Raw genomic sequence first — 15,914 nt, forward strand, 5'->3', positions numbered from 1 at the left:
ATGGCCGCTCAGCAGCGTCGGTTCAAGAACAAATTCTGGAGACCTCATGTCTTTTGTCGTGGTGATCGCCGCCCTGGCGTTCCTGATGTTTGCCGCCTATCGCGGCTACAGCGTCATCCTGTTTGCACCCCTGGCGGCGCTTGGCGCCGTACTGTTGACCGATCCGTCCGCCGTGGCGCCGGTGTTCACGGGCATCTTCATGGAGAAGATGGTCGGGTTCGTGAAGCTCTATTTCCCGGTGTTCCTGCTCGGCGCGGTGTTCGGCAAGGTGATCGAACTGTCCGGCTTTTCCGAGTCCATCGTCGCCGCGGCCATCCGCTATATCGGGCGCTCGCGGGCCAATGCAGTGATCGTGGCGGTCTGCGCGTTGCTGACCTATGGCGGCGTGTCGCTGTTCGTGGTGGTCTTCGCCGTCTACCCGTTCGCGGCCGAACTCTATCGCCAGAGCAACATCCCCAAGCGGCTGATGCCGGGGGCGATCGCGCTGGGCGCGTTCTCGTTCACGATGGATTCGCTGCCGGGCACGCCGCAGATCCAGAACATCATCCCGTCGAACTTCTTCAACACCACGGCGTGGGCCGCCCCGATCCTCGGCGTGATCGGCTCGCTGTTCATCATCGCGGTGGGCCTGAGCTACCTCGAGTGGCGCCGCCGTTCGGCTGCTGCGCGGGGGGAGGGCTACGGCACCAACCTGCTCAACGAGCCGCAGCGCGTGGAAGGCGGCAAGCTGCCGCCGCCGCTGCTGGCCATCCTGCCGCTGCTCGTGGTGGGTGTGTCGAATTTCTGGCTGACGCGGATGATCCCGCTCTGGTATGGGCCGGCCAACAGCGTGTCGCTGCCGGGCCTGGCCAAGCCGATCGAGACCAAGGTGGCGAGCGTCACGGCCATCTGGGCGGTCGAGGGCGCGCTGCTGCTGGGCATCGTGGTGGTGCTCGTCACCGCGTTCGGCGCCGTGCGGGAGCGTTTTGCCGAAGGCACCAAGGGCGCCGTCGGGGGCGCGCTGCTGGCATCGATGAACACGGCATCGGAGTACGGCTTCGGCGGTGTGATCGCCGCGCTGCCGGGTTTCCTCGTGGTTAGCGATGCGCTGCGCAGCATTCCCAACCCGCTGGTCAACGCGGCCATCTCGGTCAGCACACTGGCCGGTATCACCGGCTCGGCCTCGGGCGGCATGAGCATCGCGCTGGCTGCAATGTCCGACGCCTTCATCCATGGTGCGCAGGCCGCCCAGATTCCGCTGGAAGTGCTGCACCGCGTGGTGTCGATGGCCAGCGGCGGCATGGACACGCTGCCGCACAACGGCGCCGTGATCACGCTGCTGGCGGTTACGGGCCTCACGCACCGCGAGTCGTACCGCGATATCTTCGCCATCACCGTGATCAAGACGCTGGCGGTGTTCTTCGTCATCGCGGTGTACTACATGACCGGCCTGGTCTGAGCGAGGCGCGATCATGAACAATCTGACCCATTTGCAAGGCAAGACCGCCCTGGTGACCGGCTCGACGAGCGGCATCGGGCTGGGCATTGCACAGGCGCTGGCCGAGGCTGGCGCCAATATCGTCCTGAACGGTTTCGGCGATGTGGACGCCGCGCTGGCCAGCCTCGCGGCAACCGGCGTGCAGGCCATCCACCATCCGGCCGACATGCGCAAGCCCGACGAGATCGCGGCGATGGTGGCCGCGGCGCAGGCGCGCTTTGGCGGCGTGGATGTGCTGGTGAACAACGCTGGCATCCAGCACGTGGCACCAGTGGAGGCGTTCCCGGCGGAGAAGTGGGACGACATCCTCGCCATCAACCTGACCTCCAGCTTCCATACGATCCGCCACGCGCTGCCCGGCATGCGTGCACGGAACTGGGGTCGCATCGTCAATATCGCGTCCGTGCACGGGCTGGTGGGCTCGGCGGGCAAGTCGGCCTACGTGGCGGCCAAGCACGGGCTGGTGGGCCTGACCAAGGTCACCGCGCTCGAGACGGCCGGTACCGGCGTCACGTGCAATGCGATCTGCCCGGGCTTCGTGCTGACGCCGCTGGTGGCGCAGCAGATCGCGGACATCGCGGCGCGGGATGGCATCTCGGCCGAGGCGGCGCAGGCCCGGCTGCTGGCGGACAAGCAGCCGTCCGGGCAGTTCGTCACGCCGCGCCAGTTGGGCGGGATCGTGGCGATGCTGTGCTCGCCGCTGGGCGACGAAGTGCGTGGCGCCGCCTGGGCGGCGGACGGCGGCTGGACTGCCCAATAAGGGGGCAAAAAAGCGGTCAAAAAGCGGGCGGCGGTGGCCGTGAGGGCGCTCGCGCCCTTGCTGCGCCGCGCCAGTGCTTTACAACAATTCACGTGCGAATGCCATGGCGCTTTGGCGCCCATCGGGATAGGCTTAACCTTGGCACGTGCGTCCTGGACGCGCGATCTTCCACATTCCGTCAGGAGGCATCGATGAAGTCGATCACCATGGTATTGGCCATTGCAACGTTGGTTCCGGGCGTCGTGCTCGCGGCAGGTCCGGCGAATCCCGCCGATCGCTACGACTACAATATGCGGACCACGAACAAGGACGGCTATGTGCCGGATCCGGCTCGTGCCACCAACAAGGATGGCTACGTACCTGATACCGCGCGCGCTGGCGACAAGTTCGATCCGTACACCCAGGGTGCCAAGAGCACGGGGTCGGCGCTGACCGACACCAAGAGCACCACGAAGAAGTCCACCAAGGCGCCCAAGAAGGCGCCGGCCGAAGCCGCGAAGTAACGGCTTGCACGTCAGATGAAAACGGCCCGCCGAGTGCGGGCCGTTTGTTTTTTGGCGGGACGTCGACCCTCAGGCCAGACGAGCCTCGATGCGCGAGACCAGCCCTTCCATCCAGCCCCGCAGCGCAGTATCGATCATCACGCACGGAAGACTGCCCGCCAGCACCTGGTAGACCTTGCCGCGCGGGACTTTGGAGACGCGCGCCGGATCGAGCCAGGCGTCGTTGTCCACCAGCAACAGCAGCGTTTCCAGCCCGATCAGGATCGGCCAGATGCAGGCCAGCCGCAGCCGCACGGCCGTGCGCGGGATGGCCAGCGTGTAGGCGATGGCTTCGCGGAAATGGTCGAGCGCCACGCGCACGCCCTCCGCCAGCATCGGCCGGGCACGGCGGCTGTTGGCCGGGTCCAGCAGATCCGCCGACGACAGCCCGTGCCGGTCCAGCAACTCAGTCGGCAGGTAGCAGCGCCCGATGCGCAGGTCCTTGCCGCAGTCGCGCAGCACGTTGACCATCTGCAGCGCCTTGCCGAAGCGCACGCCCCGGCGCAGCATCAGTTCGGCCGGCGCCTGCAGCGTGCCCGGCTGATGCCGGTAGGTCATCGTGGTCCAGAACTCGCCCACGCAGCCGGCCACCAGATAGGTATACCGGTCGAGATCGGTCATGGTGGCCAGTGCCGCGACCTGCCCGGAGCCTTCGTCCGGGAAGGTGCGCAGGTCGAATTCCATGCCTTCGGTCAGCGTGGTCACGATGCCGCGCACGGCGGTGCGGTCGGCCTCGGGCAACTGGTCGAGCACGTCTAGCGCCGGGCCGATCGACTCCAGCAGCACCTTTTCGTCCGACAGGCTTTGCTGGCTGGCGACCTCGGCGGCCAGCCGGCGGACCAGTTCGCCCCCGTCATCGGCACCGTTCACGCGGGCGCGCAGCCCCAGCAGCAGGTCCAGCCGCTGCGGCGGGGGAATCAGCGCGGTATCGGCGATGGTGTCCGCCGCGCGGGCCAGCAGGTAGGCGAGCCCCACGGGGTCGCGCATGCCGGCGGGCAGGATGCGCAGCGTCAGGTAGAACGAGCGGGACACTCCCTTCAGCAGCGGGCCGAGCAGGAAAACCCGGTCAGGAATTGGCATAAAACGGCATAAAGCGGTGGAGGCGGGATGAGCGGGCCGAATGGGCCCGGATGCGGCGCAGGCGCATTGTAGCCGCCCGGGCCACACCAGGATGGCGTCGGCGTGGCGCGCGCACCACGTCAACACGGCGCCACACCACCCGCAAAGCCAGCGCCGGCGCGGCAGTCCCCACCAATGGGGCGTGCACCATACATGTGCGCGTGGCTGTCATCACGTGGTCATGGCAATGTCACGCCGATCCGCGCATAATTTTCGGCATCTGGGCTCTAGGAACTGCGTTGATGCAAGTCACGATTCGAACCACGACGATTCCCGGATCGCCCGACAGGGCGGCGGTGCACCGGGCGGCCGTCTACCCTAACACCGAGGAAGACGCCTCGCCGCTGATGGTCAGCGCCTGGACACAACGTGAGCCGGAAGCCTTTCTGGCCGCGCAACGCTGGGCGATCAGCCAGGCGTACCACATCTCCAATCCGCGCACGGGAACGTTCTACGGCGGCCGCTCGGCCCGCTGATGTCCAGGGCGCCGAGGCCTTAGGCTGCTCTCCAGGTTTCGCCAGGCGGAATGGCGTGCCGTAGTTCGCACGATTTATTGCATTCCTGCGAATACCGAGCGAACCGCGCGCGTAAAATGGCCGGCTGCCCCCCGACAGCCACGAGTCATCGCGTTGCATCGCCCTCATATTTCGACTTTCCCCGAGGAAAGCCCCAGCACGACCCCCGACGCCACGACCCGGCGCGGCATCACGTTTCTCACGTTCGCCTTCATCCTGAGCCAGTTCTATCGCAGCTGCCTCGCGGTGATCGCGCCTGAACTCCAGCACGACTTCCAACTGTCGCCCGCGGGCTACGGGGCCCTGTCGTCGTGCTTTTTCCTGGCTTTCGCGGTGGCGCAGATTCCGGTCGGGCTGGCGTTCGACCGTTTCGGCGTGGGCCGCCCCACGGCGTGGCTGCTCGGCGTGGGCGCGTTGTCCGGCGTCGCGTTCGCGGCGGCGCCCAACGCCACGGTCGCCATGCTCGCCCAGATGGGCCTCGGTCTGGCCTGCGCGCCGGTCTTCATGGGGTTGCTCCACTACGCGTCCGAGCAACTCTCGGAAAAACAGTACATGCGCGTGGTCAGCCGATCCAACGCGCTGGGGATGGTTGGCGCGCTGTGCGCCACGGCCCCGCTGGGCTGGGCCTCGCAGCATGTGGGCTGGCGGCCGGCGATGGGGCTCTCGGCCATTTGCATGGCGGCCGTCTGCTACGGCGTCTGGCGCGTGGTGCGCGACGAAGGCCACGCCGAGGCACGCAATGTGCCGATGGGCGCGATGCTGACCGATAGCGCGCGGCTGCTCGGCATGGGCTCGCTGTGGCTGCTGATTCCGATGTGCGTGGCGATGGCCGCCGGCACGGCGTTCCGGAATGCCTGGAGCGGGCCGTATCTGGCCGATGTCTACCATCTCAACGCGGGCACGCGCGGCGTGGCGCTGACGCTGTTGAGCCTGGCGGGCTTCCTGACCGCCTTCCTGCTGCCGGTGCTGGTGCGCGGCACGTCCCTGAAGGCGACCATCTTCGGCTGGGGCGCCCTGTCGATGGTGGGCGGGCTGCTGCTGTGGGCCTGGCCGGACAGCGGGATCGTGTCCGGCGTGGGCCTGATGGCGCTGGTGTCGACCATCGGCATGTTGCATCCGCTGGTCATGGCCCAGGGCCGCGCGCTGATTCCGGCGCCGTCGCGCGGGCGCGGGCTGGGCGTGCTCAATACCTTTGTCTTCCTTGGTTCCGCGCTGACCTCTTGGGGCTTCGGGCTGATCGCCAATGTCGGCCACACGCGCCAATGGGCGGAAGGCGATACCTACGGCGCGATTTTTCTCACGGCGGCCGTACTGGTAGCGCTGGCGCTGGTGCCGTACGCCTTCAGCCGGACCTCGGTCGCGGCCCAGCCGCGCTAGATCCCGACAGGACCGCGCTGCGTTCCGCGATGTGGGATGTCCTCTGCCCACGGGCGGGCAACGTCCGCAATGCGCGTTTTCCCTGAGAAATTTCTCAAGCTTCTGCTACCCGATGCCGTTAAGCCATCCAATGTCCGGTCGTGCGTTCATTCGCGCGACGGGGCACCGGAGAGAGAGCGGCCGGGCGCCATGCGGGCGCGCACGGTCACCCACCAGTGTGCAATCAGGTAGAAGAAATGAAGAATCTTGGTATTGGTGTTCGCCTTGGCATTGGCTTTGGCGTGGTCTTGATGCTATCCACACTCATGACCGTGGTGGGCGTGCTGCGCCTCCAGGAAGTGGCCGGCCGCACGCACGAAATGATGCAGCAGCCGCTGGCCAAGGAACGGCTGGTCAGTGACTGGTACCGGCTGATGTACGCGAGCGTGCGCCGCACGACCGCCGTGGCGCGTAGCGCCGACCCCTCGCTCGGCACCTTCTTCGCGGCCGAGACCAAGTATTCGGTCGAGGCGATCGCCAAGCTGCGCGAGAAGCTCGACCCGGTCATGACGTCCGAGGCCGAGAAGGCGGCGTTCCAGCGCATTCTTGTTGTGCGCAACCCGTACAACGACTCGCGCGACAAGATCACCAAGCTCAAGAAGGACGGGCAGACCGACGAGGCGAACAAGGTCCTCGAGACCGAATTCGTGCCGGCCGGCGATGCCTACCTGGGTGAGATTCAGAAGTTGCTGGACATCCAGCGCGCGGCCATCGACAGCACGGCCGAGGAAATCAACGGCATCTACCGCAGCGCGCGTAACGGCCTGATCACGCTGGGCGTGGTGGCGCTGGGTATTGGCGTGGCGTTTGCGTGGTGGCTGACCATCGGCATCACGCGCCCGCTGCACCGTGCGGTGGGCTTTGCGCGCACCGTGGCGGCAGGCGACCTGACCAGCCAGATCGAGGTGGATAGCCACGACGAGACCGGCCAGCTGCTCGAAGCGCTGCGCGAGATGAACGACAACATCCTCGGCATCGTCACCGAAGTGCGCTACGGCACCGAGGCGATTGCCACGGGCACGAGCCAGATCGCGGCCGGCAACACGGACCTCTCGCAGCGTACCGAAGAGCAGGCGTCGTCGCTGCAGGAAACGGCCTCCAGCATGGAGGAGCTGACCAGCATCGTCCGCCAGAACGCCGACAGCGCCAAGCAGGCCAGCGCGCTGGCCGTGAATGCGTCGGAAGTGGCGACGCAGGGTGGCGACGTGGTGGGGCAGGTGGTCCACACGATGGACGAGATCAACGTGTCCTCGCGCAAGGTGGTGGACATCATCTCGGTCATCGAGGGCATCGCCTTCCAGACCAACATCCTGGCGCTGAACGCGGCCGTGGAAGCGGCCCGTGCCGGCGAGCAGGGCCGTGGCTTCGCGGTGGTGGCGGGCGAGGTGCGCAGCCTGGCGCAGCGTTCGGCCACGGCGGCCAAGGAAATCAAGTCGTTGATCGGGGATTCGGCGGATCGTGTGGAGCGCGGCTCGCAACTGGTGGCGCGCGCCGGCGAGACCATGGAGCAGATCGTCAGCGCCGTGAAGCGTGTGACGGACATCATGGGGGAAATCAGCGCGGCCTCGGCCGAGCAGAGCGCCGGTATCGAGCAGGTGAACCTGGCGGTCACGCAGATGGACACCGTGACGCAGCAGAACGCGGCGCTGGTGGAGCAGGCCGCTGCGGCGGCGGGCTCGCTCGAAGAGCAGGCCCAGCGCCTGAAGGAAGCCGTGTCTACCTTCCGCCTGGCCGCCTAAGTGGACTCCTGAGCGGCAGCAGGAGTATCAGAAGTATCAAGGGGCCTTGGGCGGCGTGATGCCGCCCGGGCCCGGCAGCTTCTCCGAATGCTGCATCGACGGCATCATATTGCTGTTCAGGTGGAACATCACCCAGAGCGAGCCGGTGAGCGTGATGACCACGAGCACCAGCGTGAAGATCAGGGACAGCATGTTCCAGCCGCCTTCCGAGTGCGCGTTCATGTGCAGGAAGAAAATCATGTGGACGACGATCTGCACTGCGCCGAGCAGCAGGATCACCACGGCCGTGGTCGAAGTCTTGTCGAACACATCGCCCATCACCAGCCAGAACGGAATCGCGGTCAGGAAGACCGACAGCACGAAGCCGGTCAGGTAGCCGCCCAGCGTGGCGTGCGGCCCGATCTCTTCTTCGTGACCATGACCATGCGCGTCCGCGTGGTCGCCGAGGGTGTTGTCGTGCACGCTCATTGCAGCGTTCCCATCAGGTAGACGAAGGTAAAGACGCCGATCCACACGACGTCCAGAAAGTGCCAGAACATCGACAGGCACATCAGCCGACGCTTGTTGGCGGTGATCAGCCCGTGCCGGCTGACCTGGAACATCAGCACGACCAGCCAGATGATGCCGAACGTCACGTGCAGCCCGTGCGTGCCGACCAGTGCGAAGAACGACGTCAGGAAAGCGCTGCGCTGCGGCCCCGCGCCTTCATGGATCAGGTGTGCGAACTCGTACAGCTCCACGAACAGGAAGGCCAGGCCGAACACGCCCGTGATGGCCAGCCAGATCAGCGTGCCGGCCTTGCGCCGCACCTGCATCTGCAGCATGGCGAAGCCGTAGGTGATCGACGACAGCAGCAGGAAGGTGGTGTTCAGGGCCACCAGCGGCAGCTCGAACAGCTCCGCCCCGGTGGGGCCGCCCGCGTATTCCCGCCCGAGCACGCCGTAGCAGGCGAACAGGCACGCGAAGACCAGGCAGTCGCTCATCAGGTAGAGCCAGAACCCGAGCAGCGTGCCGTTCTCCGCGTGGACCTCTTCCTTGACGTAGAACTGGTAGTTGTGGTCGAGCGGCGCGGCCGGGTGGGTGCCCGGGCCGCCGTGCGAGAGGGGCATCGTCGATTCAACCATGGGTCGCGAGCAGTTGGGTGCGCGTCGCTTCGGTCCGGACCACGTCATCGGCCGGAATGTAGTAATCGCGCTTGTAGTTGAAGGTATGGACGATGGCGGAGATGATCGTCGCCGCGAAGGACACCACCACGAGCCACCAGATGTGCCAGATCAGGGCGAAGCCGCACAGGGTGCTCAGGCCCGCCAGCACGATCCCGGCGGCGGTGTTCTTCGGCATGTGAATGGGGATGAAGCCCTGGTCGGGGCGCTGGTAGCCCAGCTGCTTCATCTGCCACCAGGCGTCGGCGTCGTGGACCATCGGCGTGAACGCGAAGTTGTACTGCGGCGGCGGCGACGAAGTGGACCATTCGAGCGTGCGGCCGTTCCACGGGTCGCCCGTGGTGTCGCGCAGCTGCTCGCGGCGCATGAAGCTGACCACCAGCTGGATGATGAAGCAGCCGATGCCGAGCGCGATCAGCAGCGCACCCAGCGCGGCGATCTGGAACCACGGCTGCAGCGACGGATCGTCGAAATGGTTCATGCGGCGCGTCACGCCGAGGAAGCCCAGCCAGTACAGCGGCATGAACGCCACGTAGAACCCGACCAGCCAGAACCAGAACGAGCACTTGCCCCAGAACGGGTCGAGCTTGTAGCCAAAGGCCTTCGGGAACCAGTAGGTGATGCCGGCCATCAGCCCGAACAGCACGCCGCCGATGATCACGTTGTGGAAGTGGGCAATCAGGAACAGGCTGTTGTGGAGCAGGAAGTCAGCGGGCGGCACCGCCAGCAGCACGCCGGTCATGCCGCCGATCACGAAGGTGACCATGAAGCCGACGGTCCACAGCATCGGCACCTCGAACTTGATGCGCCCGTGGTACATCGTGAACAGCCAGTTGAAGATCTTGGCGCCGGTTGGGATCGAGATGATCATCGTCGTGATCCCGAAGAACGAATTGACGCTGGCGCCCGATCCCATCGTGAAGAAGTGRTGCAGCCASACCAGGTAGGASAGCACCGTGATCACCACCGTGGCGTACACCATCGACGCATAGCCGAACAGCCGCTTGCGCGCGAAGGTGGCTACCACCTCGGAATACACGCCGAACACGGGCAGGACCAGGATGTAGACCTCGGGGTGGCCCCAGATCCAGATCAGGTTCACGTACATCATGGCGCTGCCGCCCTGGTCCGCCGTGAAGAAGTTCGTGCCGACGTAGCGGTCCAGCGCCAGCATGGTGATGGCGGCGGTCAGCACGGGGAACGCGGCGATGATCAGCACGTTGGTGCACAGCGAGGTCCAGGTGAAGATCGGCATGCGCATCAGCGTCATGCCCGGCGCGCGCATCTTGACGATGGTGACGAGCAGGTTGATCCCCGATAACAATGTGCCGACCCCGGCCACCTCCAGGGACCATATGTAGTAGTCCACGCCCACGTCCGGACTGTGCAGGATGCCGGACAGCGGTGGATAGGCCAGCCAGCCGGTGCGCGCGAACTCGCCCACGAACAGCGACATCATCACCAGTATCGCGCCGCCCACGGTCATCCAGAAGCTGAAGTTGTTCAGGAACGGGAACGCCACGTCGCGCGCGCCGATCTGCAGCGGCACGACGAAGTTCATCAGCCCGGTGACCAGTGGCATCGCCACGAAGAAGATCATGATCACGCCGTGCGCGGTGAAGATCTGGTCGTAGTGGTGCGGGGGCAGGTAGCCGAGGTTGTCGCCGAACGCGACGGCCTGCTGGATGCGCATCATGATCGCGTCGGCAAAGCCGCGCAGCAGCATCACGATGCCCAGGATCACGTACATGATGCCGATCTTCTTGTGGTCGATGCTGGTGAACCACTCGCGCCACAGGTAGCCCCAGACCCGGTAGTAGGTCAGCGCGCCGACGAGGGCGAGGCCCCCGAGCGCCACCACGGCGAACGTCGCCAGCAGGATCGGTTCATGGAGCGGAATGGCCTCCCAGGAGAGGCGGCCAAAGATCGGCGAAGCGAGATCGGAACGCTCGGGCATGTTGTGTCACCTGGGCCAGCAGGCCGCTGAGTATTGGCGAAAGATTACGAGTCCGGCGGCGCTTCGTCTACCGCAGCAAGCGCCTGCCGTCGTTCAGCGCGGGTTCCGAGGCGAACATGGACGCCTCGCCCGCCGCGCCGCCAGCCGTATTGCCGGCCGTGCAGACATAGGTGGACGGGTCGAACTTGCCGCGGCTGCGGTCCAGCGCCATCGTGTCCGCCATGCAGGTTCCCCCTAGCACGCAGCGGTTCAGAATCTGCTTGTACAAATCGGGCTCGACGCTGGCATAGCGCTGCACCGGCACGCGCTCGCTCGGCTCGGCCAGCTTCACGTACGCATCCTTGGAGAGCGCGGTGCCGCCCGACTTCACCTGCTGCACCCATTTGTCGAAATCGCCGTCTGACAGCCCGTGGAACTTGAAGCGCATGTGCGAGAACCCTTCGCCGCTGTAGTTGCCCGAGAGTCCATCATAGACGCCGGCCTTGTTGATGACGGCGTGCAGCTTGGTTTCCATGCCGGGCATCGCATAGACCATGCCCGCCAGCGAGGGCACGAAGAACGTGTTCATCACCGAGGTGGCCGTGATCTTGAACGCGATGGGCCGGTCCACCGGCGCGGCCATCTCGTTGACCGTGGCGATGCCCTGCTCGGGGTAGAGGAACAGCCATTTCCAGTCCATCGCCACCACTTCCACGACCAGCGGCTTGGTGTCAGGCGTGACGGCGCGTTTGCCGTCGATGAAGGTGAGGGGGCGGTAGGGATCGAGCTGGTGGGTACTCACCCAGGTCACGGCGCCCAGCGCGATGATGATCAGCAGCGGCGCGGCCCAGATGGCCAGCTCCAGCACGGTGGAGTGGTCCCAGTCAGGGTTGTAGTGGGGATTGTTGGCGTTCTCCCGGTACCGCCAGGCGAACAGCAGCGTCAGGATGATCACCGGAACGATGATCAGCAGCATCAGCAGGGTGGCGATGATGATGAGGTCGCGCTGGCGCACGGCCAACTCGCCAGATGGCGAAAAAAGCACTGCGTTGCAACCGGCGAGCGCGGCCAGCAGGCCGAACGCACCAACACGCAAAAGCAGTCTTCCCGTCACTTTGAGCGGCCGAGCCGCAGAATCGAAGGGTCGCATGGTTGCGGAAGTGGCGTTTGAGGAACGTCGAGCGCCGCTCGACGCAATCATCTTTTCGATTTCCTATGGCAGTTTAGGCGCTATTCTTGTCAGTGGATGACTTTGAGTGCAGTTTGACATGCCTCTCGCTCGCGAAGGAGATCTCAAGGATGGCCAGCCTGACCCATCAGCACCGCGCGTCGCCGACTGCACCTCCGGCGGAAGGTCACCATCAGGTGGCGCCCGCCGAAATCGCCACCGGCGTCGTGATCGGCCGCGCGTCGGAGTACTTCGACTTCTTTGTCTACGGCATCGCCTCGGTGCTGGTCTTCCCATCGGTCTACTTCCCCTTCGCCAGTGAGCTGGCCGGGCTGCTCTACAGCTTCACGATCTTTTCCTTCGCGTTCATCGGGCGGCCGTTCGGCACGGCGCTGTTCATGCGCATTCAGCGCCGATGGGGGCGCGGCGTCAAGCTGACGGCCTCGCTGTTCCTGCTCGGCACGGCAACGGTGGGCATCGCCTTCCTGCCGTCCTATGCCACGCTCGGCAGCGCCGCCATCTACCTGCTCGCGTTTTTCCGCTTCCTGCAGGGCATTGCCTTCGGCGGCTCGTGGGATGGCCTGCCGTCGCTGCTGGCCATCAACTCGCCCCCGCACAAGCGCGGCTGGTACGCGATGGTGGGGCAACTGGGCGCGCCCACGGGCTTCATCATCGCCGGCGCGCTGTTCCTGTTCCTCTACGCGAGCCTGACACCGGCTGAATTCATCGACTGGGGCTGGCGCTATCCGTTCTTCGTGGCCTTCGCCATCAACGTGGTGGCGCTGTTCGCGCGGCTGCGGCTGGTGGTGACGCACGAGTACACGCAACTGCTCGACGAAGGCGAGCTGGAGCCGATCAGCACGTTGCAGATGGTGAACGCGCAAGGCTTCAACATCTTCCTCGGCGCCTTCGCGGCGTTGGCGAGCTACGCGCTGTTCCACCTGGTGACGGTGTTCCCGCTGTCCTGGGTGCTCCTGCACAAGGCGCAGGGCGTGACGGACATGCTGGCGATCCAGATCGTGGGCGGCTTCATCGCCTTCATCGGCACGCTGCTGTCAGGCTGGATCGCGGACCGCATCGGCCGCCGCACCACGCTGGCGGTGATGGCGGTGCTGATCGGCATCTTCAGCCTGTTCGCCCCATGGCTGCTCGACGGCGGGCAGACCGGGCAGGACGTGTTCATCCTGGTCGGCTTTGCGCTGCTGGGGCTGTCCTACGGGCAGGCGGCGGGCGTGGTGACGTCGAATTTCGACCGCCGCTACCGCTACACGGGCGCCGCACTGACCACGGACTTCGGCTGGCTGTTCGGCGCGGCCTTCGCGCCGCTGGTGGCGCTGGGCCTGTCGTCCCTGTTCGGGCTGGCGGCAGTGAGCCTGTACCTGCTGTCCGGTGCCGTCGGCACGCTCGTGGCGCTGCGGATCAACAAGGCGCTGGGCACGCACGACGAGGTGTAGCACCGATGGGGCACGACCTGCCCCATCGCCACCCGTTGCGCCACGCCGACACCCCACTAACCACTGAGGCGTGGCGGCCGGCGCGCTGATACCCTTCGGCTCGCGATCCATCCTCAGTCTCGTTCCATGTCTTCCAAGTCCCTGTGCGCAGTGTCCCTGGGCGCGCTGCTGTGCGCGCCTGCCCTGGCCGCCAACACTCAAGTCCTGCTGGAAACCCCCGTTACCTATGCGCCCGGCGCCGGCGTGGTCGACAAGGTCCGCGAGGAATGCCAGATCGAGTCGATGCTGGCCACGCGTGTGTCGGACGTCCTGCGCCGCCGCAACAAGGGCGGTGACGGCAAGCTGGCCGCCGGCGCGGAGGCCGGCGAGGCCCAGGTGATGCGGCTCCAGATCACGCACGTCCTGGGCGTGGGCGGCGGGGCCTGGACCGGCCCGAAGGCCATCACGGTGAATGCCGAGCTGATCGAAGGCGGCAAGGTGGCGCGCCACGTCAAGCTGAACCGCTGGTCCATCGGCGGATTCTGGGGCGGGTTCAAGGGCACCTGTTCGATCCTGAACCGCAGCGCGGTGGCGCTGGCCAAGGACCTGAACCGCTGGGCGCGCGATCCGTCCTACGTGCCGAAGGATGAGGTCGAGCCGCCGGCGCAGGCCGCCGAGGGACCGGCAGAAGGGCAGGCTGAGCCGGCAGCAGAAGTCCCGGCCGATGCCGCGGACGCGCCGCAGGCCAAGGGCACGGCGCTCGAATAGCGCGAGGCGGGCGGCGTATCATGGTGGCGTCATCGACCCCCTGACCCTCCCGTCGCCCCCGCCGCCATGCCCCTGCGCATCAGTGAAGAGATCACGTTCCGTAAGCTCGAGGCCCTGCTGGCCTTCATGGAGACCGGCAACCTGGCCAAGGCCGCGGAGGCGCTCGATATCAGCCCGGTAAGCGTGCACCGGGCGCTCCATTCGCTCGAGGACGGCATGCGCTGCGCGCTGTTCCGCCACGAGGGCCGCAACCTGTTGCCGACCGAGGCCGCGCACGTGCTGGCCGATGTGGCGCGAGATGTCCTCAAGACGATGTCCGACGGCATCCGCGTCACGCGCGAGGCCGCCGGCTACTCCGCCGACCAGCTCAAGATCGGCTCGCTCTATTCGCTGACCATCAAGACCGTGCCGCAGGTGGTCATCGGCATCAAGATGCGCCGCCCGGAGCTGCAGACCGAACTCGTGCTCGGCTCCAACGCCGACCTGCTCCAGAAGCTGCGCCAGGGCTCCATCGACGCCACGCTGATGGCCCTGCCCGAGCCCGACGCCGAAATCGAGTCGATTCCGATGTTCGAGGACGACATCTTCTTCGCCGCCCCGGCCGATTCCCACTACGCCACGCTGCCCGAGATCGACCTGCGGGTCTGCCGGGACGAGCCGTTCGTGTCGCTGGGCGAGGGCTTTGTGACATCGAGCGGCTTCATGGAGGCGTTCCGCATCGCAGATTTCACGCCCAACGTGGTGATGAAGGTCGGGGACATCTTCTCGCTGATGAACCTCGTGGGCGGCGGCATCGGTTATTCCCTGCTGCCCGGGCGCGTGCGGGACGTGTTCGCGAAGAACGTCGCCTTTGTCCCCCTGACCGCCGAATACGACATGAAGCAGTCCATCGGCCTGAGTTTCCTGCGCCGCCGGGAGCGCGATCCGAACCTGCTCGGCCTGGCCGCCGTGTGYCGGATGCTAATGAAAGCCTAGGGTTTCCGGGAGGCAATACCCCTTGTGAGGGGGCCGCACCGCCGTCAATAAATACGGGAGAATGCCGTTGTACTGGCGTGTCAATCCCTTGGTGCCCATGGAAATCATGCTGTCTGCGCGACGAATCGCCGTAATGGCGCCATTGGTGCTGGGGATCTGGCACGCGCAGGCCGCCGCCCAGGCCCGCGCCGCGCCGCCTGCAGCGCCCACCCAGGCGCAGACCACCATCGTCCTGTACTCGGAGGCCGGCCAGCGACCCCAGTCCTACGAGGAAAACGGGATTCCCAAGGGCGCCTATATCGACAACATCAATCGCGTCCTGAAGCGGATTCCCGAATTCAAGGTGCAGGTCCGCTTTGCCCCCTGGGCGCGGGTGGTGGAGGAGGCCCGGAACGGCAACAGCGCCGGCGTGCTCGGCGTCTATTACCGGCCCAGGGAGCGGCCGTTCCTGAATCACTCCAAGCCGTTCTATAGCGAGGAAGTGGCGGTGCACTGCAACCGCGATTCGATCGAGGGCCGCACCTTCCATCGCTATCCGGACGACTTCGCCGGGCTGAAGTTCGGCAACCAGCGCGGCTACCTCGCCCCCGGCCCGCGCTTTTTCCAGCTGGCGCGTGAGGGCAAGATCCAGCTCGTGGAGGGGCATGAGTTCCACGACCTGGTCAAGAAGATGCTGGTGCAGGAGATCGACTGCGTGGTGAATCCCACCGTGGTCATCAACGAGGCGCTGGTCACGCTGGAAGCGCAGGGCATTCCGGAGCGCATGCGCTACAAGTCCCGGCGGGCGATGACCATCAAGACCGAGACCGTGCACGTCGGATTCAGCAAGAAGTACGAGGAATCGCACCCGGAACTCGCCAGGTTCCGGCAATTGTTCGACCAGGCGGCGGACCAATAGCCCGC

At 66.0% G+C, this 15,914-nt stretch carries 15 protein-coding genes; 10 read left to right on the plus strand and 5 right to left on the minus strand.

Going from position 1 to position 15,914, the window contains the following annotated elements; genetic code table 11:
• Window positions 1-46 precede the first annotated feature (46 nt).
• The 3 genes from AC1DEL_RS01485 (at window position 47) to AC1DEL_RS01495 (ending at window position 2,740) form a co-directional block, all read left to right on the plus strand.
• The gene (locus tag AC1DEL_RS01485; protein ID WP_092293773.1) at window positions 47-1,438 is read left to right on the plus strand and encodes a GntP family permease; all 1,392 of its coding nucleotides are present in this window, start codon (window positions 47-49) and stop codon (window positions 1,436-1,438) included.
• Between the two features lie 22 nt (window positions 1,439-1,460).
• Window positions 1,461-2,237 (plus strand): 3-hydroxybutyrate dehydrogenase, encoded by a 777-nt coding sequence (locus AC1DEL_RS01490; RefSeq protein ID WP_441591372.1) that lies wholly within the window; start codon window positions 1,461-1,463, stop codon window positions 2,235-2,237.
• A gap of 191 nt (window positions 2,238-2,428) precedes the next feature.
• Window positions 2,429-2,740 carry a hypothetical protein gene (locus AC1DEL_RS01495; protein WP_092293769.1) on the plus strand — a complete coding sequence of 104 codons (312 nt, stop codon included), beginning with the start codon at window positions 2,429-2,431 and terminating at the stop codon, window positions 2,738-2,740.
• Between the two features lie 69 nt (window positions 2,741-2,809).
• Here the strand turns inward: AC1DEL_RS01495 and AC1DEL_RS01500 are convergent, their stop codons facing one another.
• Window positions 2,810-3,859, minus strand: a complete 1,050-nt coding sequence (locus AC1DEL_RS01500) for a phytoene/squalene synthase family protein (RefSeq protein ID WP_477125067.1) — start codon at window positions 3,857-3,859, stop codon at window positions 2,810-2,812.
• A 281-nt stretch (window positions 3,860-4,140) separates the two neighbouring features.
• Between AC1DEL_RS01500 and AC1DEL_RS01505 the strand changes: the two genes are divergently transcribed.
• From AC1DEL_RS01505 to AC1DEL_RS01515, 3 genes are all read left to right on the plus strand, one after another.
• Window positions 4,141-4,374 carry a CDP-diacylglycerol pyrophosphatase gene (locus AC1DEL_RS01505; protein WP_092293765.1) on the plus strand — a complete coding sequence of 78 codons (234 nt, stop codon included), beginning with the start codon at window positions 4,141-4,143 and terminating at the stop codon, window positions 4,372-4,374.
• Window positions 4,375-4,527: 153 nt separating this feature from the next.
• Window positions 4,528-5,790 (plus strand): MFS transporter, encoded by a 1,263-nt coding sequence (locus tag AC1DEL_RS01510; RefSeq protein WP_092293763.1) that lies wholly within the window; start codon window positions 4,528-4,530, stop codon window positions 5,788-5,790.
• A gap of 236 nt (window positions 5,791-6,026) precedes the next feature.
• On the plus strand, window positions 6,027-7,568 hold the full coding sequence (locus tag AC1DEL_RS01515; RefSeq protein ID WP_092293761.1) for a methyl-accepting chemotaxis protein: 1,542 nt from the start codon (window positions 6,027-6,029) through the stop codon (window positions 7,566-7,568).
• A gap of 36 nt (window positions 7,569-7,604) precedes the next feature.
• On the opposite strand, the gene cyoD is transcribed toward AC1DEL_RS01515, so the two are convergent.
• From cyoD to cyoA, 4 genes are all read right to left on the minus strand, one after another.
• Window positions 7,605-8,036, minus strand: a complete 432-nt coding sequence (cyoD, locus tag AC1DEL_RS01520) for a cytochrome o ubiquinol oxidase subunit IV (protein ID WP_092293760.1) — start codon at window positions 8,034-8,036, stop codon at window positions 7,605-7,607.
• Entirely contained in the window at window positions 8,033-8,692 is a 660-nt protein-coding gene (gene cyoC / locus AC1DEL_RS01525; RefSeq protein ID WP_092293758.1) for a cytochrome o ubiquinol oxidase subunit III, read from the minus strand. Before cyoC ends, cyoD begins: the two co-directional genes overlap by 4 nt.
• On the minus strand, window positions 8,685-10,688 hold the full coding sequence (gene cyoB / locus AC1DEL_RS01530; protein ID WP_092293756.1) for a cytochrome o ubiquinol oxidase subunit I: 2,004 nt from the start codon (window positions 10,686-10,688) through the stop codon (window positions 8,685-8,687). Before cyoB ends, cyoC begins: the two co-directional genes overlap by 8 nt.
• A gap of 67 nt (window positions 10,689-10,755) precedes the next feature.
• Window positions 10,756-11,817: a ubiquinol oxidase subunit II gene (gene cyoA / locus AC1DEL_RS01535; protein WP_092293754.1), complete on the minus strand. Its 1,062-nt coding sequence runs from the start codon at window positions 11,815-11,817 to the stop codon at window positions 10,756-10,758.
• Window positions 11,818-11,966: 149 nt separating this feature from the next.
• On the opposite strand from cyoA, the gene AC1DEL_RS01540 reads away from it, so the two are divergent.
• The 4 genes from AC1DEL_RS01540 to AC1DEL_RS01555 all read left to right on the plus strand — a co-directional run bounded on the left by AC1DEL_RS01540 (window position 11,967) and on the right by AC1DEL_RS01555 (window position 15,909).
• Window positions 11,967-13,289 carry an MFS transporter gene (locus tag AC1DEL_RS01540; protein WP_092293752.1) on the plus strand — a complete coding sequence of 441 codons (1,323 nt, stop codon included), beginning with the start codon at window positions 11,967-11,969 and terminating at the stop codon, window positions 13,287-13,289.
• A 126-nt stretch (window positions 13,290-13,415) separates the two neighbouring features.
• Window positions 13,416-14,036 carry a hypothetical protein gene (locus tag AC1DEL_RS01545; RefSeq protein ID WP_092293750.1) on the plus strand — a complete coding sequence of 207 codons (621 nt, stop codon included), beginning with the start codon at window positions 13,416-13,418 and terminating at the stop codon, window positions 14,034-14,036.
• Between the two features lie 66 nt (window positions 14,037-14,102).
• The gene (locus AC1DEL_RS01550) at window positions 14,103-15,011 is read left to right on the plus strand and encodes a LysR family transcriptional regulator (protein ID WP_092293748.1); all 909 of its coding nucleotides are present in this window, start codon (window positions 14,103-14,105) and stop codon (window positions 15,009-15,011) included.
• 133 nt (window positions 15,012-15,144) lie between these two features.
• Window positions 15,145-15,909, plus strand: coding sequence for a substrate-binding periplasmic protein (locus tag AC1DEL_RS01555; RefSeq protein WP_177219896.1), 765 nt, complete (start codon window positions 15,145-15,147; stop codon window positions 15,907-15,909).
• Window positions 15,910-15,914 lie beyond the last annotated feature (5 nt).

It is taken from the genome of Cupriavidus sp. 10L43_2, assembly GCF_056395265.1.